This window comes from Haloarcula sp. CBA1129 (assembly GCF_008729015.1).
Classification (GTDB): Archaea; Halobacteriota; Halobacteria; order Halobacteriales; family Haloarculaceae; genus Haloarcula.
On the sequence record NZ_RKSM01000001.1, the window covers coordinates 1,458,019 to 1,481,920 of the forward strand.

Consider the following 23,902-nt stretch of genomic DNA (forward strand, 5'->3'; position numbering starts at 1 on the left):
GAATGTTTCGCCGAGGGTAATTATCAATTAAGGAACGATTCTATCCGGGCCATCGCTTCTTTGAGATCATCGAGACCAGTCGCGTACGACACTCGAAGGTGGCCCGACCCGCCCTCACCGAAAGCGGTTCCGGGCACGACTGCGACCCGCTTTTCCTGAAGCAGACTCTCGGCAAACTCACCGGCATCATCCCATGGACATTCCGGGAATGCGTAGAACGCCCCAGCCGCCGGGAAGCAGTCCAGCCCCATCTCGTCGAACCGTGTGAGGACGTACTTCCGGCGGCGGTCATACTGGGCGGCCATCTCGGTTACCTCGTCGCGGCAGTTGTCGAGTGCCTCGATGGCGGCGTGTTGGGCCGTCGTCGGGGCCGAAAGCATCGAGTACTGATGGATGCGATTCATCGCTTCAATGGCTTTCGGCGGGGCCATCGCGTACCCCAGCCTGAACCCAGTCATCGCAAAGGCCTTCGAGAAGCCGTTGAAGACGACGGTCCGCTCACGCATCCCGGGAAGGGTAGCGATAGACGTGTGGTCGTGTTCGTACGTGAGGTCGGCGTAGATTTCGTCGGCGAAGACGAGAAGGTCGTTTTCGCGACAGAAAGCCGCAACAGACGCCATCTCTTCGGCCGTCATCGTCGCTCCGGTGGGGTTGTTCGGATAGCAGTACACGAGGGCGTCGGCGTCGGCCGCACCGGACGATTCTAGTACCTCCCGGGTGAGTTTGAACTCGTCTTCTGCGCGCGTCGGCACGTCGATGACGTCGATGCCGGCGAACGTCGCACCGGGGACATAGGAGACGTAACAGGGTTGGGCTATCGCGATGGAGTCACCGGGGTTCAGCAGCGCTCGAAAGGCGAGATCGAGGCCCTCGCTCGCGCCCGCAGTGACGAGAATCTCCTCGTCGGGGTCGTACTGTAGACTGTGCGTGGCGGCCTCGTAGTCCGCGATGCGTTCCCTGAGCTCCCGCTTGCCGCGGTTGGCGGTGTAGGAGGTCTGGCCGCGTTCGAGCGACGCGATAGCCGCTTCACGGGCCGCCCATGGAGCTGAGAAATCCGGTTCGCCGACCCCGAGCGAGATGATGTCGTCCATCTCTTCGGCCAGTTCGAAGAACCGTCGGATGCCCGAGGGCGGCACGCTGTCGACCCTGTCTGCTGGTTCGAACGTCATGGTGAGACGGACAGCCGGTCGTCGTCGTCGTGGTCGTCGAACTCCATCCCCTGCTCCTTGTACGACTCCATGATGTAGTGGGTGACCGTCTGTGTGATCTCGGGAATCGGCGCGATTTTGTCGCTGATGAAGTGTGACACTTCACGCATCGAATCGCCCTCGACCTCCAGATCGAAGTCGTAGTCACCACTGACGAGTCGAAGTGACGTCACTTCGGGGAACTTCGCGATTCGGTCGGAGATGTCGTCGTAGCTGGTCTCACGGTCCAGCGTAACGTTGAGTTCAACGGTGGCGCGGACGCGCTCTTCGTCGCTTTCGACCGCATTCCAGTCGACGACTGCTTGGTAGCCGCGGATGATGCCTGCCTCCTCGAACTCATCGATGATCTCAGCTACCTCGGTTTCAGAGTAATCGGTCAACCGAGCGATGTCCTCGGTCGTGTAGCGGGCGTTCTCCCGTAGCAGGTCGAGTATCTCGCGGCGACTGCTCATACAGTGCCAGCAGAGTGACGCGGACAAAAGCCTTGCTCAATAGTGAGAGAGCGTCACATCATTGGGACCGAGATACACCAGACAGTTTTAGTATCTCTGCCGGTTAGGTGTCGACTAATGTTCGAAGAGGGTGGCCAGCGGGCTGATTCTGACACAGGATGGGCACACGTCGCGAACCACGACAAGGCGGCGACAGTTATTAACACGCTACTCCGTCTGGATGCGGACGAGAGGTATACGAAAACAGCCCTGAGTGAAGCGGCCGGCGTGCCGCTGAAGACGTTGTATCTCGACGGGACGCTCGAAGAGCTGGTGACGGTCGGGCTACTGGAAAAACACGAAGCGGAGGGGGAAGAGACGTTGTTCTCGGTCGATGATGGGAGCGCAGCGTTCGAGGCAGCGAAAGCCTTCGATACGGCGGCAGCGACGTCGAGCGAAGTCGACAGGTGAGCAGAAAGTAGCGATTGTAAAGGGAGCCTAGCGCGTCCGTGGACTTTTAGCGCCGACAGTCGTAGTGAAGGTCGATGGTTTCACTCGATTCGGAATCCGACGTGCTCGGGCGTGGGGACGAAGCACCGACGTTCGAACTCCCGGGAGCGGACGGGGCGACGTACTCACTGTCGGATTTTGCGGACAAGGACGCACTGCTGCTCGTATTTACGTGTAACCACTGTCCGTACGCGAAGGCGAAGGTTGATGAATTGAATCGCCTCGCAACGGAGTACAACGATCTCGCCGTCGTCGGTGTCAATGCCAACGACCCCGAGGAGTACCCCGACGACTCTTTCGATCGAATGCAGGAGCTCGTCGAGCGCGGAGAGGTACAGTACGACGCGTACCTGTTCGACGAGTCACAAGATGTCGCAGCCGCGTACGGCGCCCGCTGTACCCCCGATCCGTTCCTGTTCCGAAACGACGATGAGACGTTCAAGCTGGCATACCACGGCCGCCTCGATGACGCCCCGAACCCCGATGACGAACCAAGCGAGCGGGAGATGGCCGGACACGTCGAGACGTTACTGACTGGCGACCAGATAACGGCCGTCGAGAAACCGTCCAGAGGCTGCTCGATAAAGTGGAAATCCGGTAACGAACCGGCGTACTGGGACGTCTGAGTGGGGCGTCCAGAGTGAACAGCGTTTTTAGCTGAAAACGAGCTCGTGGTTGTGTGAACGTGATGTGGATAGCAGCTATCTGGGAGTGACAGGACCCGCACCCGAAACCCGGACAGTGAGAAGCAGTGTCAGATATCGTCTAGCGACTCGAACCCACTCCAGCACTCACAGTCGAGGTCGTCGATGGATGTGACCTCGTCCGGAAGCGAACTTATCGGCATCCCGTCGTCAAATTCATCACACTCTTCGATGTGGATAGAAAAGTCGCCACTCGCCATAATGGGCATGGACAGTAATACGGCGTAGTACTGCAAAAATCCTCGGACTCGAGGCTGTCTGTCACACACTGGGAACGGGCCACACCGTGGAAGGCGATACAGGCACGGTCTCAGATCAAGCGTTTGCCAGTGGATGTTATCATGTGTCAAGGGAACGCTTATTTGTTGATGGCTTTATGGTTCCTGATACGATACAGTACGCAATGAACTCCGGGAGTGGGACAGTAGACCAGCCTCTGAAAGAAGCTGCGTCGGTATTGGTGCTTGCACGCGGTTCAAGCGACGCCGAACGAGAGGGATGTGCCGGCTTCTTGGCTGAGCAGGGGGTCAGTGAGTCGAAGGCGATCTGTGTCACGATGTCTGAGTCCCCCGATTCACGCCTCTCCCTGTGGCAACAGCACCTCGACGACGAGATGCCCGAAGAGGCGATCATCATCGATGCCGGCAGCGAGTTACCGGCTAACTCACAGGCAGCGGCGTCTGGCGCATTTCCCTCATTAACGCTTGATACCCTTCCCGCGACAGTGGAACCGATAGACATCGGCGCGACTGTCTCTCGCCATCTCGGTCGACTGGAACAGGCAGATGCGCCGCTACTTCTATGCCTGCATTCGCTAACTGGACTACTTGAGTCATGGGAACGTAACCGCGTCATCGCGCTGGTGACTGCGTTGAACCGACAATGTGCCGAAATGGATGTCTCGAGCCATCACCACATGGACCCAGAGGCCCACACGGAAGAGACAGTCGAGATGTTCCGACCGCTGTATGATGTCGTGTACGAGTACCTCCCGGACCACGGCTGGACCGTCACGGGGTCGAAGGACACGGACGAGACACCGACGTTCCGGAACACCGTCACCCCACCCGGCGGCGTCAAGAAGGGCGACCCGGAGGAGCCCGAAACGATTCCGATTCCCTACTCGTTTGACCAAGTTCTGGAACTGATCTCCGCCCCACGGCGCCGCAGTCTCCTGTATCACTTGAAAGACCGCTCGGAAGCCGAAGTCCCGCTGGACGACCTCGTCGACCGGGTCTACGAACGCGAGAAGGCCATCCCGGCTAGGGCGACGCCCAAGTCACGCGACGAAGTTGGCGTGTCGCTGGCACACAATCACCTGCCGCGGCTGGACGATCTCGGAATTCTCTCATACGAGACAGCGGGAAACACCGTCGAGTACTACCCCAATCCCGCGCTGGAATCAGTGATTCAGTACGTCGAACGCCTCGAACTCGGGTAGCTCCGGCCCGGACCCACTCATTTATGTCACCGCTACCGGCATAGCCCGATATGGACGAAACCCCGCTCCCGGGAGTGACAGAACAGTTCGCCCGGACACTGGCGCCGGCCAGCGATGCAATCATCGAGGAGATGGACGCCAAAGCCGACCGAGAAGGGTTCCCGACGGTCGGCCCCGCAGTCGGCGGGTGGCTCCGCCTCGTCACCCGGATGGTCGACGCCGACCGTGTCTTCGAGTTCGGCTCGGGGTTTGGCTACTCGGCGTACTGGATGGCACCCGCTGTGCCCGACAACGGTCAGATCGTCCTGACGGAGATCGATGCCGACGAACTGGCGGAAGCCCGCGAGTTCCTTGACCGCGGCGGGTTCGCCGACCGGGCCGCCTTCGAGCATGGGGACGCAATCGAGACCATCGAACGCTACGACGGCCCGTTCGACGTGGTGCTCATCGACAACGAGAAGCACCGGTACGCGGAGGCGTTCGAGGCCGTCCGTGAGAAGGTGCCAGTCGGTGGAGCCGTAGTCGCCGATAACATGATCGAGGCCGGGCCGCTGGAGTTCGAGGCGGTACAGGCGTTGCTGGAGGGCGACGACATCGACGCCAACAAGACGAGTCGCGGGATCGCCACCTATCTCGAACGCGTCGGCGACGACCCGGCGTTCGAGACCGGACTGCTGCCGCTCGGTGAGGGTGTCGCTGTGAGCGTCCGTGTGGAGTAAGCAAAGCAGTACCGACACGCTCTGATTCTCGCCGACGAAAATGCGGGTGCATAGCTTATGTATGAGGACGCACAACTCAGCGGCAACGCTGGTCCTAACGAATGAGTCTGATGATAGATATTCGGAAGCTCGGGTTGTTCAATCAGATGGCTAAAGAGGGCGGAAACACCGTTGCGAACCACCTCAGCCAGATGACGGGGATGGAGACGGAGATGGAGATCACGAAGATCAACTTCATCGATATCCCGGATATCAAGACACACGTCGGCGACGAGAAACAGATCGGTATCAGTATCGAAATGGTCGAAAAGCCTCACGGTCACATCCTGTTCCTGTTCAACGCCGCCAGTGCGAAGGACCTCGCCACCGGGATGATCGGGGATATGGGTGAAACGGACCCGAACGCGAGCGGCTTCACCGACATGGAGCGCTCGGCGATTCAGGAGATCGGGAACATCATGACCAGTGGCTTCATCGACGGCTGGGCGAACGTCCTCGATACGACAATCGACATCTCCACGCCGAACTTCACGTTCGGCCCCGGAAGTGGGATGGTGGACCAGCTCGTCGGCGACCGCGACAACGAGATGGCACTGATGTTCGACTCCCGCGTCCACGCACTGGAATCCGACATCAACGTGAAAGTGTACACGTTCCCGGAACTCGAAGAACTGGTCGACCTGATGCAGGAAATCGAAGTGTAAGCAGTATTACGAGAGAAGGGCGGCGAGCACTGCTGATGAACTCCTTTTCCCTCATGAAAGATTTAGCAGTGTTTCTTGTACCGTGAGCCCCTGCGTCATGATATGCCAGGAGGAAGCCCGCAAACTCTACGACCGTTCCTGTGGCGTGCAGAGACACTGTATCCGGACACAGAAGTCGTCTCTCGTACCCACGAGGGTATCGTCCGTCACGACTACGCGGAATATGCCGAGCGGACGGCGCAGTTAGCGAACGCAGTCGAGGAGGCCGGCTACGGCGACGGCGAGCGGCTCGGGACGTTCTGCTGGAACCATAGCCGTCACTTCGAGACCTACTTCGGGATACCGGGAACCGGGGCGCAGTTACACACTATCAACCCGCTCCTGCCCGACGAACACATCCAGTACATCGTCAGCGACGCACAGGACGAGCTCATTTTCGTCGACGAATCGCTCCTGCCGAAGCTCGAGGGCGCGGCGACAGAAGATCCGGAGTCCTTCGAGACGGTCGAGCAGTTCATCGTGATGAGCGAGTCCGTCCCGGAGACGGACCTTGACGCCGTCGCCTACGAGTCGTTCATCGCCGACCAGCCGACGGAGTACGACTGGCCCGAACTGGAGGGGGACCGCCCTGCAGGCCTCTGTTACACATCGGGCACGACTGGGCGACCGAAAGGCGTCGAGTACACCCAGCAGATGCTGTGGAGCCACACGATGGGCATTCAGTCGCCACAGGGCATCCCAGTCGACGACGACGACGTTGTAATGCCCGTCGTCCCGATGTTCCACGTCAACGCGTGGGGCCTCCCGTTTTCGACAACTGCAGGCGGGGCCAAACACGTCTACCCCGGCCCACAGCCCGAGCCCGCAGACCTCGCGAAGCTCATCGAGGAGGAGAACGTCACCGTTACCGCTGGCGTCCCGACCGTCTGGTTGGGGCTAATGGAGTACATCAAAGAGAACGACGTCGACCTCTCTTCGCTTGAGCGGCTGATTGTCGGCGGAAGTGCCGCCCCAGAGGCGATGATCCGGTTCTTCGATGACCACGACGTGGAGCTCGTCCATGCGTGGGGGATGACCGAGACGGCACCGGTGGGTGCGGTAGCGTCCCTGCGAAGTGATTTAGAGGACGCCGACTACCAGACGCAACTGGACAAGCGCTCGAAACAGGGGCTTATCACGCCCGGGCTGGAGTTCCGTGTCATTGACGACGACGGCAACGAGGTCCCACACAACGGCGAGGACTTCGGTGAGCTACACATCCGCGGGCCGTGGGTGACGACGGAGTACTTCAAGCGGCCGGAAGCGAACGAACAGGAGTTCGAGGACGGGTATCTGAAAACTGGTGATGTGGTCTCCGTCGACGAGGACGGTTACATCAAGATCGTCGACCGGGCAAAAGACGTTATCAAGAGCGGCGGAGAGTGGATCTCCTCGCTCGAACTGGAAAACGAGCTGATAGCACATGACGGCGTGAACGAAGCGGCAGTCATCGGTGTCCCACACGAGCGCTGGCAGGAGCGCCCCCTCGCGATGATCGTTCCGGCAGCCGACGCCGACGAAGACACGCTCGGTGATGAGCTCCGGGAGCACATCCTCGATTCCTACCCCAAGTGGTGGGTCCCGGACAACTTCATTACCATCGACGAGGTCCCGAAGACGGCGACCGGCAAGTTCGACAAGAAGTCGCTCCGTGACGAGTACGCCGACGAATCACTCGTTGAGGGTCGCGTCCCCGACGATGCTGCCCCTGAGTAAGAGCGTACGGAACGGTTACTGGACGCCAGCGACGAGACTCCGAACTTCGGTCTGGTAGGTGTCTGGCTGGAGGCCGAGGTCGACATCGACGGTGACTGTAATCCCGTCGCTCAGGTCGGTTTCGACGGTCTGTGCGAAGTTCTGTGCCGGGTACGCACCGCCGGAGATGATGACGAAGTCGCCGTGGTGCCAGACGGCAAACATCGCCGAGATATCGATGTCACTTGCCGGAATCTCGACGACCTCGTTCTCCGTCACGTCGAAGGAAATCCCCTCGAATGGGTACACGGCAGACAGTGCCACCGTCTCGGCTGTCTCACCGGTATCGATATCGATTGTGCCCTCGCCGGATTTCTCGATGTCGGTCAGCCCCTGTGCCTCCATCTGCTGTTCGAAGCTGTCGCGGGCATTTGTTCTGACTTCGGCCAGCAGTTCTTTGCGGCCCACGCCGGCTGGAAGGTTGTCCAGATTGGGGCTGAAATCCACCCGCGTGGCGAAAAACACCGAAAGCGCAGTCTGCACCTGATCGAGGGTTCGGTCGGCGACACGCGCCTGTAACTGTTCGTCGACGTACTGGACCGTACTGGAGACGGCTTCGACTGATACCGGGCCATAGTTTCTGTCGAACACCGTTTCTGCGGACTGGTCCGTTCGCGTCCAGCCGCCGTCGTTCAGTTGCTGTTTCGGAACGTCGGGTGGCGGTGCCTCAGCTGCGGCCAGAAACGAACACCCCGCAAGCCCGGCGGTCCCGAGGCCGGCTCCGGCAAGCAGGTAGTCTCGACGATTCATGTCCGAGGGAGGTCACAGCCATGCAAAAGCGTGCTGGCCGATTATCAGGAGTTTTGGAGAAACAACTACGACGGTGTTTGGCAGAGTTCCACGGAGTATATGAGTACACAAACCATGATAATTCCTATGGATCTGCTATCCGAGAAACTCGTTCCAGAACACGCACACGAGGTCAAGGAAGAGGCTCGGGAGTTCGCCGCGGAGCATATCGAACCAGTCGCGGGTGACTACTATGCGTCCGGGGAGTACCCCTGGGAAGTGCTCGAAGCGGCCACGGAGGCCGGACTCGTCGCACAGGATATCGGTGAGGAGTGGGGCGGGAGCGGTTACGACCTCCAGCAGATGCTCGCGATGGCGGAAGAGCTGTACAAAGCCGACGCAGGAATCGCGCTGACGATCCAACTCGCCAGCTTCGGCGCTGAGATCGTCGAGGACCACGGCGCAGACTGGCAGAAGGAAGAGTTCCTTGAGCCCGTCGCCGCCGGCGACCAGCTTACCGGTCTCGCCGTCTCAGAGCCGGAAACAGGGAGCGACCTCGCCGGGATGACGACGGCCGCCGAGAAGGACGGCGACGAGTGGGTGCTCAACGGCGAGAAGTACTGGATCGGAAACGGTGTCGAGGCCGACTGGGTAACGCTGTACGCCAAGACCGGTGACGACCCGAACGACCGCTACGGGAACTACTCGATGTTTATCGTCCCGACGGACGCCGACGGCTACCACGCCGAGCACATCCCCGAGAAGATGGGCTTCCGGGCGTCCAAGCAGGCCCACATCGTACTCGACGACTGCCGCATTCCGGAGGAGAACCTCATCGGCGTCGAAGGGGCCGGCTTCTACATGCTCGCCGAGTTCTTCAACCACGGGCGCGTCGTCGTCGGCGGCCACGGCATCGGCCTCGCCGCCGCGGCCATCGAGGAAGCCTGGGAGTTCGTCCACGACCGCGAGGCCTTCGGCAAGACCGTCGATGAGTTCCAAGCGGTCCAGCACAAACTGGCCGATATGCAACTTGGCCTCCAGTCCGCCCGAGCGCTCACCTGGCACGCGGCCGAGCGCGTCGCGAATCAGGAGAACGCCGGCTACTGGGCCGCACTGGCAAAAACCCAAGCGACTGAAGCCGCGATGGACTGTGCGGAGAAGGGGATGCAACTCCACGGGGGCCGGTCCGTCCTGACCGAGAACCGTATTTCCCGCGTGTACCGAGACGTGCGAATTCCAGTCATCTACGAGGGAGCCAACGACATTCAGCGGAATCTCATCTACAATCAGGCCCCGCTGTAACGGATAGAGGTCAGTCGAGCAGTCTCGATTGCTCGATTGCGTCGAAACGGCGTATTTTCGCAGGCACACCACCCTTCGAGTGTTCTTCGGCGAAGTCTGGTTCCCCTGTACGGCAGTTCGTTATTGGGCGGTCCGAACCGCCCAGTACACCAAGCGGGTCAGTCACTGTACAAAGGGTCCAAGACCGCTCATATTGGGTCAGTACACCACCCTACAAGTGTTCTTTCACTGCCTTCAGGTGTTCCCAAATCGGCTACAACTGCCCGCGGACAGTGTACACCTGTTCACACACCACCCTGCAAGTGTTCATACAAGATTGTTCGATCAAACGAAGTTCCCCTGAGACACCACGCTTCAAGTGTTTTGCGCTGTGGCTCGACGTTCCGATACGCCCTGTCACACCACCCTGCAAGTGTTTCACGCACTGAGTGAGAGACGAGAGTCCACGGGGACACCACCCTGCAAGTGTTCCGAAAAGCCCGTTTTGGACGGTTTTCTCGTCGAATCGGAGTTCACACCACCCTGCAAGTGTTTTCGAAACGGAATACTGTACCGCTGTTGCGAAAGTCAACAGACACACCGGTCTGCAAGTGTTCTACACACTGTCCGGGGAGCAAATAGCACATGATGGCCCTGTTGGCACTTCGATTTCACGATCTATTGTGGGCACACACACCACCCTGCAACTGTTCTGGACTGCACAGTAGAGAGACTACTGCTGAACACACACACCACCGTGCAAGTGTTCTGCCGTGTGAGCGGGTGGGGTGTGTAAGTACGCTGGCTACGTGAACTGCCAGAGGTTCTGTTGCTCGTCGTCGGTTGTGTCCGGTGCCTCGAACTCGGTGGCCTCGTCTTCCAAGTAATGTTCGAGAATTCCGTTGACGTTACTCGGCACGGCGTCACTGTAGGATGACTGGAGCGCAGCGTTGATAATGTCGGTCGGGTCGTCGGTGACCTCGTAGATGTACTTACGTCCGCCCTTCCGGCCGAGGTTGCGTTCCGCAGAGCGGACCAGCCCCTGCATCGAGAGCTGGTCGAGAAACTCGTAAATCTTGCGCTCGGATTTCACGCGGCGACCGCTCGACTCCGCAATCGAGGAGTAGAGGTTATAGATTCGCTTCGTCGACGCCTCGTGTTTCGGTTCGATGAGTGCAAGCGTCGTCGCAAGGTACGTCAGCGCCTGCTGTGAACTCAGGTCATGTTCGAAGTAATCGAGGAGTTCGTCGGTCTCGATAGTGTCCGTCGCCCGGCGGGTGTGTGCTTCCGTCACGCCATCTGCACCCTCCATTCGTGCGTACTCCCCGGCCTTTTCGAGGATGCGGAGCCCCTGCCGAACGTCACCGCGCTCTTGTGCCGAGAAGGCCGCCGCCAGTGGGACGACATCTTCGCCGAGCACGTCCTCCCGGAACGCGATGTCGGCGTAGTAGCCCAGAATATCCCGAAGTTCAGTTGCGTCGTACGGGCCGAACTTGATTTCTCGCTCTCCTAACGTCGATTTCACCTTGGGTTCCAGCACGTCAACGAACTTGAGGTCGTTTGAGATTCCAATGAGCCCGACCTTCGCATCGGTGATCGGCGTGTTCTCGTTCGCTTCAGCTCGGGGCAGTTCATAGAGGAAGTCGTTCCGTGCGTCCGCGGGAATGTTGTCGATCTCGTCCAGAATAATAAGAACGTTCCCACCGACAGCCTCGATCTCTTCGTAGAGGAACTCAAAGACGCTATCAGTGCTGTAGCCGCTTTCAGGAAGCTGGTTTTCGGGCTCTCGGAACTCGTTGACAAGGGTGTTGACCAACGCATACGCCGACCGGTAGTTCCGACAGTTTATCGGGCCGACAACGGTGAGCGGGATATCCTCGGCCTCGGCTTTCTCTTCGAGTTTATCGCGAACCCACTTCGTGACAGCAGTCTTGCCGACGCCCGTGGGACCGTAGACGAAGACGTTGTTGGGGTCGTGACCGACGATAACATCCTGAAGCGCGTTGATGTAGAACTCGATCTCCTCGTCACGGTGAAAGATCGTATCCGGCGTGAACGTGTCTTTTTTTAGCGGTTGCTTTCGTTCGAAAATCGCGTCAGTCCCATCGAACGGGTTCTCGTTCACGTCGACCATCGTAACCCACTTTTTGAGTGACTATATATAAAACCAGTGACCATCGTTCAAGTGTTTCAAGTGTTTCTACGTCGAGTAGTCACACACCACCCTGCAAGTGTTTCTTCGGCCACCCTCGAAAACAGTGACAAGCAGTATGCTCTGTCGACTCTTGATCTAACACACTTGAGTCCTGCGATTCTATATCCTCTGCGTTCTAGACTAGAACTAGGTCTAGTACTATTTTTTATATCTTATGGTTTAGGAAATAATATCTGGTTAGCTAAAAATAGCCCTGATGACTTTATTGATGCTATAACACCCCTAAAGCCAATTCTATACGCTTCTGAGAACCGGCCCGAACACAGAACTCCGATACAACTAACCGACTCTTCACTCGTTTAAATACGTATGAGGGGACCCACCCCTCCCCACCCCCACTCCTACCAACACCGAGAACACTTGCAGGGTGGTGTGTGTGGGTCCGCTCATACCGAGCGCGATTTAATATAAAAAGAAGTGGCATCACCGGGCAGACGAAGCCAACTGCACGCTTGCGAGCGGGTGTTGCAGCGAGCAAGGCCAGCCACAGTGCCGACCGGGGCCGCGTACAGGTGGCCGAAACTTCGTCGTCGACGGCCACAGGGTCGCGACGGCCGCGAACCGCGGAACAACGGCGCGTGGAAAGAGAAACGATGCCGCGAACGGCAACGAGCCGCTGGGGCCGAGGCACTGCTCAGCCATGACCTCTCGGTATTCGAGGGGGTGTCCGGGACAGGGGACTGAGACGCAGTCCATGACAGATTAGTCCGACACAGCGACAAGCGTTCGGCGCTTACTGTCGTCGGTTGCCACGACCAACCGGTCTTCGTGGCGCTCAACGACAGCCCACACGCCGAAAAACAGGTGTAAATCCAGTTCGAGACCATTGAGGCGTTCGCCGGTCTCTTCGATACGGAACTCGTTGGACTCAGCAACGTTCGTCATCTCAACCGCGGATACCAGCTGACGGCGAGCCGTGGTGATGGCCAATTCGAACGCGGCTCACTGTTCGAGATAGCCGTATGTCTCCTCCAGATAATCGATGATCCAGTCGACCGTGGACTCGTCGTAGGTCCAGAAGCCGTAGAACTCGCGCGGTTCGCGCTCCTCGGCTAATAGAGCACATTTCTGGGTCGGGTCACCGCCGCCATCGAACACGACGAACCACGAGTCAGCAATCTCGTCCGACCGCTCCAGATGCAACGAGAACGTGCTGTACTCGGGAGGCTCGACATCAGGGACGGCATAGGCGTGGACATCCACGTCAGTCTCGCCCAGCCGTTCGTAAAGATCGAGTTCGCCCTGCAAAGTCGAGAGTGTCTGGAAGCCGGCGTGTAGTGTTCCCTGTCCCACTCGCCACGCGCGGTCCTCGATTTCTCGGGACGCGGCGGTCATCCGCTGGATCGACCACGAGGTGAACATCGTCTCGTCGAGGTGATCGAGAATGGACGCGTACGGGCTGTTGTCCCGCGTGATGTACCGTCGACCTTCGTTGAGCGATTCGGTGAACGAATTGAGACTCGCGGCCGCGATAACCGCTTCATCCTCGCTCAGCGTGATGAATTCGCCCGGTCGCCCGCTCTCGGTCTGCTCGCTCTGTACGTGGACGTTGCGGTCCGCGAAGCGCTCGCGCAGGTCTTCGGCCGCTGCTGGCCCAGCGTTGAAGACAGTCAGTGTCTTCTGATGATCCTCAACGCCAGCGATGAGTTCCGTTAGCGACATCCTCGACTATACATCGGTACTCACTGTGTTAGGCGTTGCGGGAGGACATTGCATGGCTTACTATTGGTGGATGACAAGTATACCGAGGACGGATAGATCGGCCCTGTGATAATGTACCAATAGTGACGAACCCCCATTTCGAAAACAGCAATGTGAGGTCCTGAGCCGAAAGATAACGATTAATGAGTGGTGATGTAGTGGAAAATCTTTAGTCATGGCCCCCTAACGGATTGATACGGCACCAGAGCTGGGGCCGAGGATTTCACCATGACAGACAACGAACTAATCTGGCGAATCGCCGGTGGTTCCGGTGACGGAATCGACTCGACAAGCCAGAACTTTGCGAAGGCCTTGATGTGGTCGGGGCTGAACGTGTTCACACACCGTCATTACCCGTCGCGTATCCGCGGCGGCCACACGTACGTAGAAGTACGTGCCAAAGACGAGCCAGTACAGTCCCGCGGGGACGGCTACAACTTCCTGCTGGCACTGGGTGACTCCTTCGCCCGAAACCCACAGGAAGAGGCCTACTACGGCAAAGAGGAGCTCAAACCGCTGTACGAGAACTTCGACGACCTCCGTGAGGGCGGCGTCTTGCTGTACGACGAGGGGCTACTCGACGACGAGGACGTCGACGAGATCGGTCTCGAAGAAGCCGCCGAGGAGAACAACTGGCACGTCGTCCCGATGGACCTCCGCGGTATCGCCAAGGAACACGGCCGCGAGATCATGCGGAACACGGCCGGTATCGGCGCGACTGCGGCCATTCTCGACATCAGCACCGACGAGTTCGAGAAGCTCATCAAACAGAACATGAGCGGCGACATGCAGGAGGCGAACCTCAACGTCCTGCACGACGCCTACGAAGCCGCCAGCGAACTCGACATCGATCACGACATCGAGGTCCCCGAGGACTCTCACGACGAGGAGCAGGTCATTCTCTCGGGCTCGAACGCGATCTCATACGGCGCAATCGACGAGGGCTGTCGCTTCATCTCGGGCTACCCCATGACTCCGTGGACCGACGTGTTCACCATCATGTCACAGCACCTGCCCGAGTTCGGTGGCATCTCCGAACAGGTCGAGGACGAGATCGCCGCCGCCGCGCTGGCGCTCGGTGCGTCCCACGCCGGCGTGAAGGCCATGTCCGGGTCCTCCGGCGGTGGCTTCGCGCTGATGTCCGAACCGCTCGGACTGGCAGAGATGACCGAAACGCCGCTCGTACTTGTCGAAGCGATGCGGGCCGGTCCCTCGACGGGGATGCCGACCAAGCCCGAACAGGCGGACCTCGAACACGTCCTGTACACGTCACAGGGTGACTCCGCCCGCGTCGTGTTCGCACCGGCGAACATCCGCGAGTGTTACACGCAGACTCGCTCTGCGTTCCGCATCGCCTACGAGTACCAGATCCCGGCTATCGTCATCTACGACCAGAAGATTCAGGGCGAACTCCGGAATCTCCCGGCCAGCCACTTCGACGAGGAACCGAACGCCGACCCCGGCGCGGTCCTCACCGAAGAGGAGATTCAGGACGCGGCACACCACTCCTCCGGGAAGTTCCAGCGGTTCCTCCACGAACCCGAGGACGGCTCGAACGTCAGCCCGCGCTCCGTGCCGGGCCAGAAGGACGGCCGCTTCCTCGCGACCGGGAACGAGCACAACCCGTCCGGGCACATCAGCGAGGACCCCGAGAACCGAATCGCGCAGATGAACCGTCGGCTCAACAAGCTCGACGACATCCGTGCTGATCTGGACGAAAACACGTCTCACCAGACCTACCACGGACCCGACGAGGCCGACTACGGCATCCTCGTGTGGGGTAGCCAGCAAGGGACCGTCTTCGAGGCCGTCGACCGACTCAACGAGAACGGTCACTCCGTGAAGGCACTGGGCGTCTCCGACATGGCTCCGTATCCGAAGGAGGAAGTCTCCGAATGGCTCGAATCAGTCGACGAGGCGCTCGTCGTCGAGATGAACGCCACGGCCCAGTTCCGCGGCCTGACCCAGAAGGAACTCGGCAAGTACGGTGACAAGATGTCGAGCCTCCTGAAGTACAACGGCAACCCCTTCGAGCCCGCCGAGATCGTCGACGGGTTCGAGTCCAGCATCGACGGCGAGGAACTCGCCGCGAGCAACATGAAGTACGTCCCCGCGGCAGGTGACTAACCAATGAGTGCATTCTCAGCAATCAACGAAGAACGCGAGATCGAGCGCGACGAGTTCACACCCGGTATCGAACCGCAGGCGACTTGGTGTCCGGGCTGTGGCGACTTCGGCGTCCTCAAAGCGCTCAAGCAGGCCATGCCGGAGGTCGGCAAGAACCCCGACGAAGTCGCGCTGTTTACCGGTATCGGCTGTTCCGGGAAGCTCAACAGCTACTTCAACAGCTATGGCTTCCACACCATCCACGGCCGCTCGCTGCCCGTCGCCCGGGCCGCGAAGCTCGCCAACCCCAACCTCGAAGTCATTGCGGCCGGCGGGGACGGCGACGGCTACGGTATCGGTGGGAACCACACCATCCACACGGCCCGTGAAAACCACGATATGACCTATATCGTGTTCAACAACGAGATTTTCGGGCTGACCAAGGGCCAGACCTCGCCGACGTCGCCGAAGGGCCACAAGTCCAAGACACAGCCCCACGGCTCGGCGAAGTCGCCGATCCGCCCCCTGTCCCAGCAGCTCAACGCCGGCGCGACCTATATCGCCCGCACCGCTGCTGTCAACCCGAACCAGGCCAAGGAAATCATCGCCGAAGCCATCGAACATGACGGCTTCGCGCATATCGATTTCCTCACCCAGTGTCCGACGTGGAACAAGGACGCGAAACACTACGTCCCGTACACGGACGTCCAGCAGTCAGACGAGTTCGACTTCGACGTCTCGGACCGCGCGGAAGCCGCCGAGATGATGCGAAAGACCGAGGAACGCCTGTACGAGGGCGAAGTGCTGACCGGTCGGATGTACATCGAAGACGAGCGCCCCTCCTACGGCGAGGAGAAGCGCCAGATCGGTGAGATGCCCGAGGAGCCGCTTGCAGAGCGGTACTTCGACGAGGACGCAGAGTGGGAGCGAACCTACGACAACCTCCTCGAACACCACAAATAAGGGTCGCTACCGGTCTTCGGACACCACCTCGAACGTGGGTTTCCGGTTCGGAAGATATTTTTTCATGCACCGAAAAGATTAGTCCATGAGTGCCGAGTCTACGGAGCGTCGAATCCTGTCGGTCCTTGAAGAGGACGCACAGGCCTCGTACGCAGAAATCGCGGAGCGAGCCGACGTATCGAAGCCAACAGTCCGGAAATACATCCAGAAACTCGAAGAGGAGGGCGTCATCGTCGGCTACTCAGCCGATGTCGACCCGAAGAAGCTGGCGGGCCAGTCGATTGCCCTAGTCGGCATCGACATCGCGAGCGATTGCTACGTCGAGGCCACGCGGAACCTCAAGGAGATTCCGGAGATGGAAGAACTGTACACGTCCAGTGGTGACCACATGCTGATGGCGGAAGTCCGAGCGATGGACGGGGACTCGTTGGCGGACGTCATCGAAGACAAGATTCTCGCGCTCGACGGTGTTACCGCCGCGCATCCGTCGTTTCTCCAAGAACGGCTGAAGTAACGGGTTTTTAGACGCTCCAGCGCTGACTGCACGGTATGCTTTCTCGGCTGGTGCTCGGACTCGGGCCGATGGCCGCGGACCTTCTCGACGCGATTAGCGACGACCGTGGCGAGCTGGCAGTCGTGACCCAAGACGAGCACCGTGCTGAAACGCTTCGAGCGGACGGCATCAACGTCCTCGAAGCCGACCAGACTGACCCAGCTGTTCTCACGGACCTCGATATCAGACCCGAGAGCGTCATCGTCGCCAGCGAGGACCCCGGACGGAACGTTGACGCGGCGACGGCCGCGCGTGACTGTTTTCACGACGCGTTCCTCCTCGCCTACGCCGGCCACGACGCGACGGCGGACCAGCGCGACCGACTCGACAGCACGGCGGACCGGCTGGTCACGCCGGAGGCAGTCGTCACCGACTACGTCACCCAATCGGGCGGTGACGAAGGAACGCGGACCCGCCAACTCCATCAGGTACTGCGAGACATCGATGGCCACCTCGCCATCGTCACACACGACAACCCCGACCCTGACGCGATTGCCAGCGCTGTCGCGCTTGAGGTGCTGGCGGAACGGGCCGATTGCGAGGTGACGATCTGCTATTACGGGGAGATTTCCCATCAGGAGAACCGGGCGTTCGTCAACCTTCTCGAATTCGACCTCCGGAGTCTCGATGCCGATTCGCCGGCTGAACTAGAAGCGTTCGACGCGTTCGCGCTGGTCGACCACTCCAGAGCCGGTGTCAACGACCAGCTCCCGCCGGAGACCCCTATCGACATCGTTATTGACCACCATCCACCGCGTGTCCCAATCGAAGCCCGTTTCGTCGATCTCCGGAGCGGCGTCGGGGCGACGAGCACATTGCTCGTCGACTATCTCAAGCGGTTCAACATCGACATTCCGACGCCCATCGCGACGGGCCTGCTCTTTGGCATTCAGGTCGATACGAAGGACTTCCGCCGGGAGGTCGCCGCTGCTGACTTCGAGGCCGCAGCACATCTCGTGACGAACGCCGACATGGCGACGCTCCAGCGTATCGAAGACCCGAGTGTGAGCCCGGAGACGCTGTCGGTCATCGGCCGTGCAATTGCAAACCGCGAACAGGAGGGGTCGGTGCTCCTGACCGGTGTCGGCGAAATAAGTGACCGCGACGCGCTCGCACAGGCGGCCGACAGGCTGCTCGACCTCGAAGGCGTACAGGCGACGATGGTGTATGGCGTCGTCGACGAGACGATCTACGCCTCCGCACGGGCGCGCGGAGCGGACATCGACCTCGGCGAGGCCCTGCGCGACGCCTTCGGGCAGATCGGGTCCGCGGGCGGTCACGCCGATATGGCGGGCGCACAGATCGACGTGGGGATGATCACCGTCGATGATCGTGAGGAGTCGCTGGAGGAGATCGTTCGTTCTATCGTTTCAGACCGGTTTCTCGACGCCATCCAGTCACGGTCCCATCGATTGCTCGGGCGCGTCTACGCCCGCACCGACTACGACGTAGCTGCGTTCACGGAATCGACAGCGCTCGGCCGGGACGGCGAGGATACTATCGCGACGGCTGGCGACGCGCCTGAAGACTCGGTTGACGGCCCGGCCGGGGACTGGAACAGCGACGTGATGCGTCTGGAAAACGGCGATGAGGCCGAGGGTGACACCGACGAGCCAGCACAGGCGGACGACACGGCTGACCCAACGGACGACAAGTCAGAACACGGGGACGACAGCCCGGAGACGCTCGTCGAACCCGACGACAACGAGCCGTCGTAAGCGAGCCTTTTTTGCCGTCGGTCGAGAACATCGCGCCGATGGAGGAATCGAGTCGACCGACGGTCGGAGACTACATGACACGCGAGGTTGCCACCGTCGAACTCGACGACACTGTCGGGGAGGTCGCCCGACGTATCGCTGCTGACGACAAATTCAGCGGGTTTCCGGTGACAGACGGCCGCCGCGTCGAAGGGTTCGTCAGCGCGCGGGACCTGTTGCTCGCTGAGGACCACGAGCCGATGTTCCGGGTGATGTCCGACGACATCCTCGTGGCCCACCCGGATATGGCCGTTCAGGACACCGCCCGCGTCATCCTGCGGTCGGGCATCCAGAAGCTCCCGGTCGTCGACGACGCCGGCCACCTCGTCGGGATCATCTCAAACGCTGACGTGATCCGCTCCCAGATCGAGCGGGCGACCCCGGGGAAGGTAGACAAGCTCGGCCGGACGCTGGAGAACATCCACGGCATCTCGACACACGAGGACCGCCGAGAGATAAATATCGACGACTTGACCCCGACACAGACGACGGTGTACGCCGACGAACTCGAAGGGCGGGTGTACGAACTCGAACGTGGGCTGGCAGAACCACTCGTCGTCATCGACAACGGCGGGGACCTCCTGCTGGCGGACGGCCACCACCGCGTGAAAGCCGCTGCGCGGCTCGATATCGACGAGATGGACGCCTACGTCATCGTCCTCGACGAGACGGTCGAACTCGGGATGGCCGAGACGGCCGCAGACTCCGATCTGGAGTCGATCGGTGATATCGAAGTCGTCGACTACGCACACCACCCGCTCGTTCAAACGACGGAACGACTCCAAGACTAGCCTCGGGTGCGTGGTTGACGGTAGCACCCCACTTTCCCCGAACCTTCTTACTAAATCATGACATACACGGAAGCATGTTCGACGAGTCGGACCTCCAGCGCATCCGCGAGCAGAAAGACGAGTGGGAAGCCGAGACACTGGACCCCGTACTGGACGCCTACGGCGAACGCAAAGAGCAGTTCGCGACGGTCTCAAACCTCGATGTAGACCGACTGTACACGCCGCTCGACGTCGATGACCTCGATTACGAGGAAGACATCGGCTTCCCCGGAGAGGAGCCATTCACACGCGGCGTCTATCCGACGATGTACCGCGGCCGGCAGTGGACCATGCGGCAGTTCGCGGGCTTCGGCACCGCCGACGAGACCAACGAGCGGTTCCACTATCTCATCGACGAGGGCCAGACGGGGCTGTCGACGGCTTTCGATATGCCGACGCTGATGGGGATCGACTCAGACGATGTGATGGCCGACGGCGAGGTGGGCAAAGAGGGTGTCGCCGTCGACACGCTGGCAGACATGGAGCGGCTGTTCGACGGCATCGATCTCGATGAGGTGTCGACCTCGTTTACGATCAATCCCAGCGCTCCCGTCATCTACGCGATGTACATCGCGCTGGCCGACCAGCAGGGGGTCTCGCGTGAGGAGATTCGAGGGACCCTCCAGAACGACATGTTCAAGGAGTTTATCGCACAGAAAGAGTGGGTCATCCCGCCGGAGCCATCGCTGAAGCTCGTCACCGACACCATCGAATTCGCCAGTCAGGAGACCCCGAAGTTCAAGCCCATATCCGTGTCGGGGTATCACATTCGGGAGGCCGGCTCGACAGCCGTACAGGAACTCGCCTTCACGCTCGCGGACGGTTTCGCATACGTCGAGGACTGCCTGAACCGCGGGATGGCCGTCGACGAGTTCGCCCCACAGTTGTCCTTTTTCTTCAATTCGCACAACTCAATGTTCGAGGAGATCGCGAAGTTCCGCGCAGCCCGGCGCATCTACGCCCGCGTGATGGACGACTGGTACGACGCGGAGGCCGACGCGAGCAAGCAGTTGAAGTTCCACACACAGACTGCAGGCCAGTCACTGACCGCCCAGCAGCCGCTGAACAACATCGTCCGCGTGACGATTCAGGCCCTCGCTGGCGTGCTGGGCGGGACCCAGAGTCTGCACACCAACAGCTTCGACGAGGCGCTGGCGCTCCCATCCGAACAGGCGGTTCGGGTCGCTCTCCGGACACAGCAAATCATCGCGGAGGAGTCGGGAGCCGCCGACATCGTCGACCCGATGGGCGGCAGTTTCGCCATCGAGTCACTGACCGACGAGGTCGAAGAGAAGGCGATGGCCTACATCAACCACATCAGAGACGAACTCGGCGACGGCTCGGTCCGCGACGGCGTCATTCAGGGGATTCAGGACGGCTACTTCCAGCGTGAGATTCAGGACGCCGCCTACGAGTACCAGCAGCGCGTCGAGAGCGAGTCAGAGGTCATGGTCGGCGTCAACAAGTACACTGTCGAGGAAGATACCGAACCCGAGATTCTAACCGTTGACGAGGATGTACAGGAGCGCCAGCGGGACAAGCTTGCGACAGTCAAGGCAGAGCGCGACGACGCGGCCGTGGAAGCGGCACTCGACGAACTGCAGCAGGTGATCACCGACGGCGGGAACGTCATGCCCGTCATCATCGATGCGGTGAAAGCTTACGCGACCATGGGCGAGATCATGGCCGTCTTCGAGGCAGAATACGGGAGCTATCAGGAAACGGCCAGCGTCGCATAACGGAGCACAAGCGCCGAACTATTGGCAGCCAGTCCAGACAGCCGCTCTACTGTAGTGGCCTTGTATTTTTCAGCGCTTCTGATTGTGTGGTCTGAGCAAATCGCTACCGATGTCGAGCAATGCGTGTCACTGGGACGCTAATTACGAACTGGCTGTGTCGTCGATTCGCTCGGAGACGTACACGACGAGGCCGAGCAACACGCCGAGGACGACACCGATAGTGACGAATCCGTAGACAGCGACGCCAAACGGTGTCGGCGGCAACGCGATGACGCCGAACAGTTCCGGTTGGAGGTCTTCGGGTCGGATACTGCCAAGTACGAACCCCATCACACCGGCGAGAACAACAATAGCAACGTACAGACGAAGGACAATTCCCTGTCCGGACCTGCCCTTGGCTTGCTCGGTCATGTGGGAACAACGGCTCGGAGACGATTAGCCTTTTTCACTTCCACGCCGTAGCTACCCTATGTCACAGAAGGAGCTGTTGTTTCTCGTCCTGACTGGAATCGCGCTTATGATGTTCGTGACGGCTATGGTACTTGTCTCCGGCGCAAGCTAACAGGCACTGTAATCTCGTCTGGCTACGAACGACAAAAGCAGGCTGAAACAGAATCCGGGGTGCTTACGAGTCGTCTTGTTCTTCTTGGCCGCCGTCAGCGAGCAGCGACGGGTCTTTCTCCGGCTCCTCGGCCGCGAGCTGCTCGTCGAACCACTGGAACTCACGGTCCAGCATACCGTCGCGTTCGAGGTTCCATGGGTCGCCGTCCTCGACTTTCGGCCCTTCGAGCCAAGACTGGACGATGTTCCAGACGAAGAACAGCTGGCCGATGAACAGGATGACCGCACCCACCGTTGCCGCTTGGTGGAAGGTGCTGACCTGCGTCAGCGGTGCGATAGCGCCGTCGAACTGGTAGGTGGCGTACCGCCGTGGCATTCCGAGGTAGCCGAGCGCGAGCATCGCGAAGAACGTGATGTTGGTCCCGACCATCGAGAGCCAGAAGTGAGCCTTCCCGAGGGTACGCTGGTACATCCGGCCGGTGAACACCGGGAACCAGTAGTAGATACCGGCGAAGGCCGCAAAGCCGATAGCGCCCATCACGATGTAGTGGAAGTGCCCGACGACGTAGTAGGTGTCGTGCAGGATCAGGTCAATCGGGATGGAGGCGAGGAAGACGCCGGTGACGCCGCCGATGATGAAGTTCGAGACGAAGCCGATACAGAACAGCATCGGCGTCGTCAGACGGAGGCGGCCGTTCCACATCGTCGTGATCCAGTTGAACGTCTTGACGGCGCTCGGTATCGCGATAGCCAGCGAGACAGCCATGAACGACGCCCGGAGCCGCGGATCCATGCCCGTCGAGAACATGTGGTGGGCCCAGACGCCAAAGGAGAGGACGCCGATGGCGAGCGTCGAGTAAACGACGAACTTGAAGCCGAACAGCTTCCGACCCGAGAACTTCGGCAGGATCAGACTCACGAGGCCCATCGGCGGCAGGACGAGGATGTACACCTCGGGGTGGCCGAAGAACCAAAACAGGTGCTGCCACAGCAGCGGGCCACCGCCCTCGACGGCGAAGAACGTCGTCTGAAGGTTCCGGTCCAGCAGCAGCATCACGATGGCGCTGCCAAGCAGCGGGAACGCGAACAGGATCAGCGCGGACTGGGTGAGAATCGTCCACGAGAAGATATCGAGGTTCGCCCAGTTGACCTCCTCGTGGCGTTCCGTGAAGATGGTCGCGATGAAGTTGATCGCCCCCATCGTCGCCCCGATACCGGAGAGGTGCAGCCCAAGCAGCATCAGGTCGACGCCGGGGTTGGCCTGCTCGACCGACAGCGGCGTGTACATCGTCCATGCCGTGCGGGCCGGCTCGATCATGTTCTCGGTCACCGGCGCGAGGAAGAACCCGGCCCAGATAAGCAGCGCGGCGGGCGGGAGTATCCAGAACGCGATGGCGTTGATACGCGGGAACGCCATGTCATCAGCCCCGATAAGCAGGGGGATGAAGTAGTTCGCGAACGCCGCGATGATGGGCGTCCCGAACAGGAACAACATCGTGATGCCGTGGCTCGTCAGGATGGAGTTGTAGGCGTTGTTTCCAAGGATGGCCCCGGCGGGCGTGACGAGCTGGAGGCGGATGAGCATCGCCATGATACCGCCCACGGCGAATGCGATGACGGCGTACACCCCGTACAACAGACCGATGTCCTTGTGATCGACCGTTGTTAGCCAGCGAATGATACCTGCGGGTTTCTCACGGTTGATGACCGCTGTCTCGTCACCCGTGACGGCCCCGCCACCCGCGAGCGGCGTATAGGAACGCCAGTTCTCGACACGGGTAAGAAGCGCGGCGACGCCGACGAGGAGGACGGCCATCAGCCCCGTCAGCACAATATCTCCTGCTACCATAGTCGTCCTTCAGGACTGGGACATTATCAAAGGGTCGATTCCTGCAGCAACGACGATGCTCATCCGGCATTGAAACCGCAGAAAGAAGGGACGCCTCACACTGTTTC

At 60.2% G+C, this 23,902-nt stretch carries 22 protein-coding genes; 13 read left to right on the forward strand and 9 right to left on the reverse strand.

Annotated elements, in window-relative coordinates:
* Positions 1-23 precede the first annotated feature (23 nt).
* Positions 24-1,169 (reverse strand): pyridoxal phosphate-dependent aminotransferase, encoded by a 1,146-nt coding sequence (locus Har1129_RS07205; protein WP_151100043.1) that lies wholly within the window; start codon positions 1,167-1,169, stop codon positions 24-26.
* Positions 1,166-1,660, reverse strand: a complete 495-nt coding sequence (locus Har1129_RS07210) for an Lrp/AsnC family transcriptional regulator (RefSeq protein WP_151100044.1) — start codon at positions 1,658-1,660, stop codon at positions 1,166-1,168. The genes Har1129_RS07205 and Har1129_RS07210 overlap by 4 nt, the downstream gene beginning before the upstream one ends.
* A 117-nt stretch (positions 1,661-1,777) precedes the next feature.
* Here Har1129_RS07210 and Har1129_RS07215 point away from each other — a divergent pair, with 117 nt between their 5' ends.
* The gene (locus tag Har1129_RS07215) at positions 1,778-2,110 is read left to right on the forward strand and encodes a hypothetical protein (protein ID WP_151100045.1); all 333 of its coding nucleotides are present in this window, start codon (positions 1,778-1,780) and stop codon (positions 2,108-2,110) included.
* Between the two features lie 74 nt (positions 2,111-2,184).
* Positions 2,185-2,775: a thioredoxin family protein gene (locus tag Har1129_RS07220; protein WP_151100046.1), complete on the forward strand. Its 591-nt coding sequence runs from the start codon at positions 2,185-2,187 to the stop codon at positions 2,773-2,775.
* 128 nt (positions 2,776-2,903) lie between these two features.
* Here Har1129_RS07220 and Har1129_RS20505 read toward each other — a convergent pair whose 3' ends face one another.
* Positions 2,904-3,062: a hypothetical protein gene (locus Har1129_RS20505; protein WP_191906127.1), complete on the reverse strand. Its 159-nt coding sequence runs from the start codon at positions 3,060-3,062 to the stop codon at positions 2,904-2,906.
* A 194-nt stretch (positions 3,063-3,256) separates the two neighbouring features.
* Between Har1129_RS20505 and Har1129_RS07225 the strand changes: the two genes are divergently transcribed.
* From Har1129_RS07225 to Har1129_RS07240, 4 genes are all read left to right on the forward strand, one after another.
* Positions 3,257-4,294, forward strand: coding sequence for a hypothetical protein (locus Har1129_RS07225; protein WP_151100047.1), 1,038 nt, complete (start codon positions 3,257-3,259; stop codon positions 4,292-4,294).
* A 50-nt stretch (positions 4,295-4,344) separates the two neighbouring features.
* Complete coding sequence (locus tag Har1129_RS07230) at positions 4,345-5,013, forward strand: O-methyltransferase (protein ID WP_151100048.1); 669 nt, start codon at positions 4,345-4,347, stop codon at positions 5,011-5,013.
* Positions 5,014-5,114: 101 nt separating this feature from the next.
* A complete protein-coding gene (locus Har1129_RS07235; protein WP_049944153.1) occupies positions 5,115-5,717 on the forward strand; it encodes a chemotaxis protein CheC in 603 nt (200 codons plus the stop codon).
* A 102-nt stretch (positions 5,718-5,819) separates the two neighbouring features.
* A complete protein-coding gene (locus tag Har1129_RS07240; protein WP_151100049.1) occupies positions 5,820-7,472 on the forward strand; it encodes a long-chain fatty acid--CoA ligase in 1,653 nt (550 codons plus the stop codon).
* 15 nt (positions 7,473-7,487) lie between these two features.
* Here Har1129_RS07240 and Har1129_RS07245 read toward each other — a convergent pair whose 3' ends face one another.
* Entirely contained in the window at positions 7,488-8,261 is a 774-nt protein-coding gene (locus Har1129_RS07245) for a DUF6517 family protein (RefSeq protein ID WP_151100050.1), read from the reverse strand.
* A 126-nt stretch (positions 8,262-8,387) separates the two neighbouring features.
* Here Har1129_RS07245 and Har1129_RS07250 point away from each other — a divergent pair, with 126 nt between their 5' ends.
* Positions 8,388-9,542 carry an acyl-CoA dehydrogenase family protein gene (locus tag Har1129_RS07250; protein WP_151100051.1) on the forward strand — a complete coding sequence of 385 codons (1,155 nt, stop codon included), beginning with the start codon at positions 8,388-8,390 and terminating at the stop codon, positions 9,540-9,542.
* Between the two features lie 784 nt (positions 9,543-10,326).
* Here Har1129_RS07250 and Har1129_RS07255 read toward each other — a convergent pair.
* From Har1129_RS07255 to Har1129_RS07270, 3 genes are all read right to left on the reverse strand, one after another.
* On the reverse strand, positions 10,327-11,655 hold the full coding sequence (locus Har1129_RS07255; RefSeq protein WP_058995297.1) for a Cdc6/Cdc18 family protein: 1,329 nt from the start codon (positions 11,653-11,655) through the stop codon (positions 10,327-10,329).
* Positions 11,656-12,438: 783 nt separating this feature from the next.
* Complete coding sequence (locus tag Har1129_RS07265; RefSeq protein ID WP_151100052.1) at positions 12,439-12,621, reverse strand: hypothetical protein; 183 nt, start codon at positions 12,619-12,621, stop codon at positions 12,439-12,441.
* Positions 12,622-12,678: 57 nt separating this feature from the next.
* Positions 12,679-13,398 carry a DICT sensory domain-containing protein gene (locus Har1129_RS07270; RefSeq protein ID WP_151100053.1) on the reverse strand — a complete coding sequence of 240 codons (720 nt, stop codon included), beginning with the start codon at positions 13,396-13,398 and terminating at the stop codon, positions 12,679-12,681.
* A 267-nt stretch (positions 13,399-13,665) separates the two neighbouring features.
* Between Har1129_RS07270 and Har1129_RS07275 the strand changes: the two genes are divergently transcribed.
* From Har1129_RS07275 to Har1129_RS07300, 6 genes are all read left to right on the forward strand, one after another.
* Positions 13,666-15,564: a 2-oxoacid:acceptor oxidoreductase subunit alpha gene (locus tag Har1129_RS07275; protein ID WP_151100054.1), complete on the forward strand. Its 1,899-nt coding sequence runs from the start codon at positions 13,666-13,668 to the stop codon at positions 15,562-15,564.
* A gap of 3 nt (positions 15,565-15,567) precedes the next feature.
* Positions 15,568-16,506: a thiamine pyrophosphate-dependent enzyme gene (locus Har1129_RS07280; RefSeq protein WP_004516277.1), complete on the forward strand. Its 939-nt coding sequence runs from the start codon at positions 15,568-15,570 to the stop codon at positions 16,504-16,506.
* A gap of 85 nt (positions 16,507-16,591) precedes the next feature.
* Entirely contained in the window at positions 16,592-17,020 is a 429-nt protein-coding gene (lrpA1, locus tag Har1129_RS07285; RefSeq protein WP_004591923.1) for an HTH-type transcriptional regulator LrpA1, read from the forward strand.
* A 35-nt stretch (positions 17,021-17,055) separates the two neighbouring features.
* Positions 17,056-18,777, forward strand: a complete 1,722-nt coding sequence (locus Har1129_RS07290; protein WP_151100055.1) for a DHH family phosphoesterase — start codon at positions 17,056-17,058, stop codon at positions 18,775-18,777.
* Positions 18,778-18,815: 38 nt separating this feature from the next.
* Positions 18,816-19,607 (forward strand): CBS domain-containing protein, encoded by a 792-nt coding sequence (locus Har1129_RS07295; protein WP_151100056.1) that lies wholly within the window; start codon positions 18,816-18,818, stop codon positions 19,605-19,607.
* A gap of 74 nt (positions 19,608-19,681) precedes the next feature.
* Positions 19,682-21,385: a methylmalonyl-CoA mutase family protein gene (locus tag Har1129_RS07300; protein WP_151100057.1), complete on the forward strand. Its 1,704-nt coding sequence runs from the start codon at positions 19,682-19,684 to the stop codon at positions 21,383-21,385.
* A 141-nt stretch (positions 21,386-21,526) separates the two neighbouring features.
* Here the strand turns inward: Har1129_RS07300 and Har1129_RS07305 are convergent, their stop codons facing one another.
* Together Har1129_RS07305 and ctaD are read right to left on the reverse strand one after the other, a co-directional pair.
* Complete coding sequence (locus tag Har1129_RS07305) at positions 21,527-21,796, reverse strand: cox cluster protein (protein ID WP_151100058.1); 270 nt, start codon at positions 21,794-21,796, stop codon at positions 21,527-21,529.
* 214 nt (positions 21,797-22,010) lie between these two features.
* Positions 22,011-23,795, reverse strand: coding sequence for a cytochrome c oxidase subunit I (gene ctaD / locus Har1129_RS07310; protein WP_151100059.1), 1,785 nt, complete (start codon positions 23,793-23,795; stop codon positions 22,011-22,013).
* Positions 23,796-23,902 lie beyond the last annotated feature (107 nt).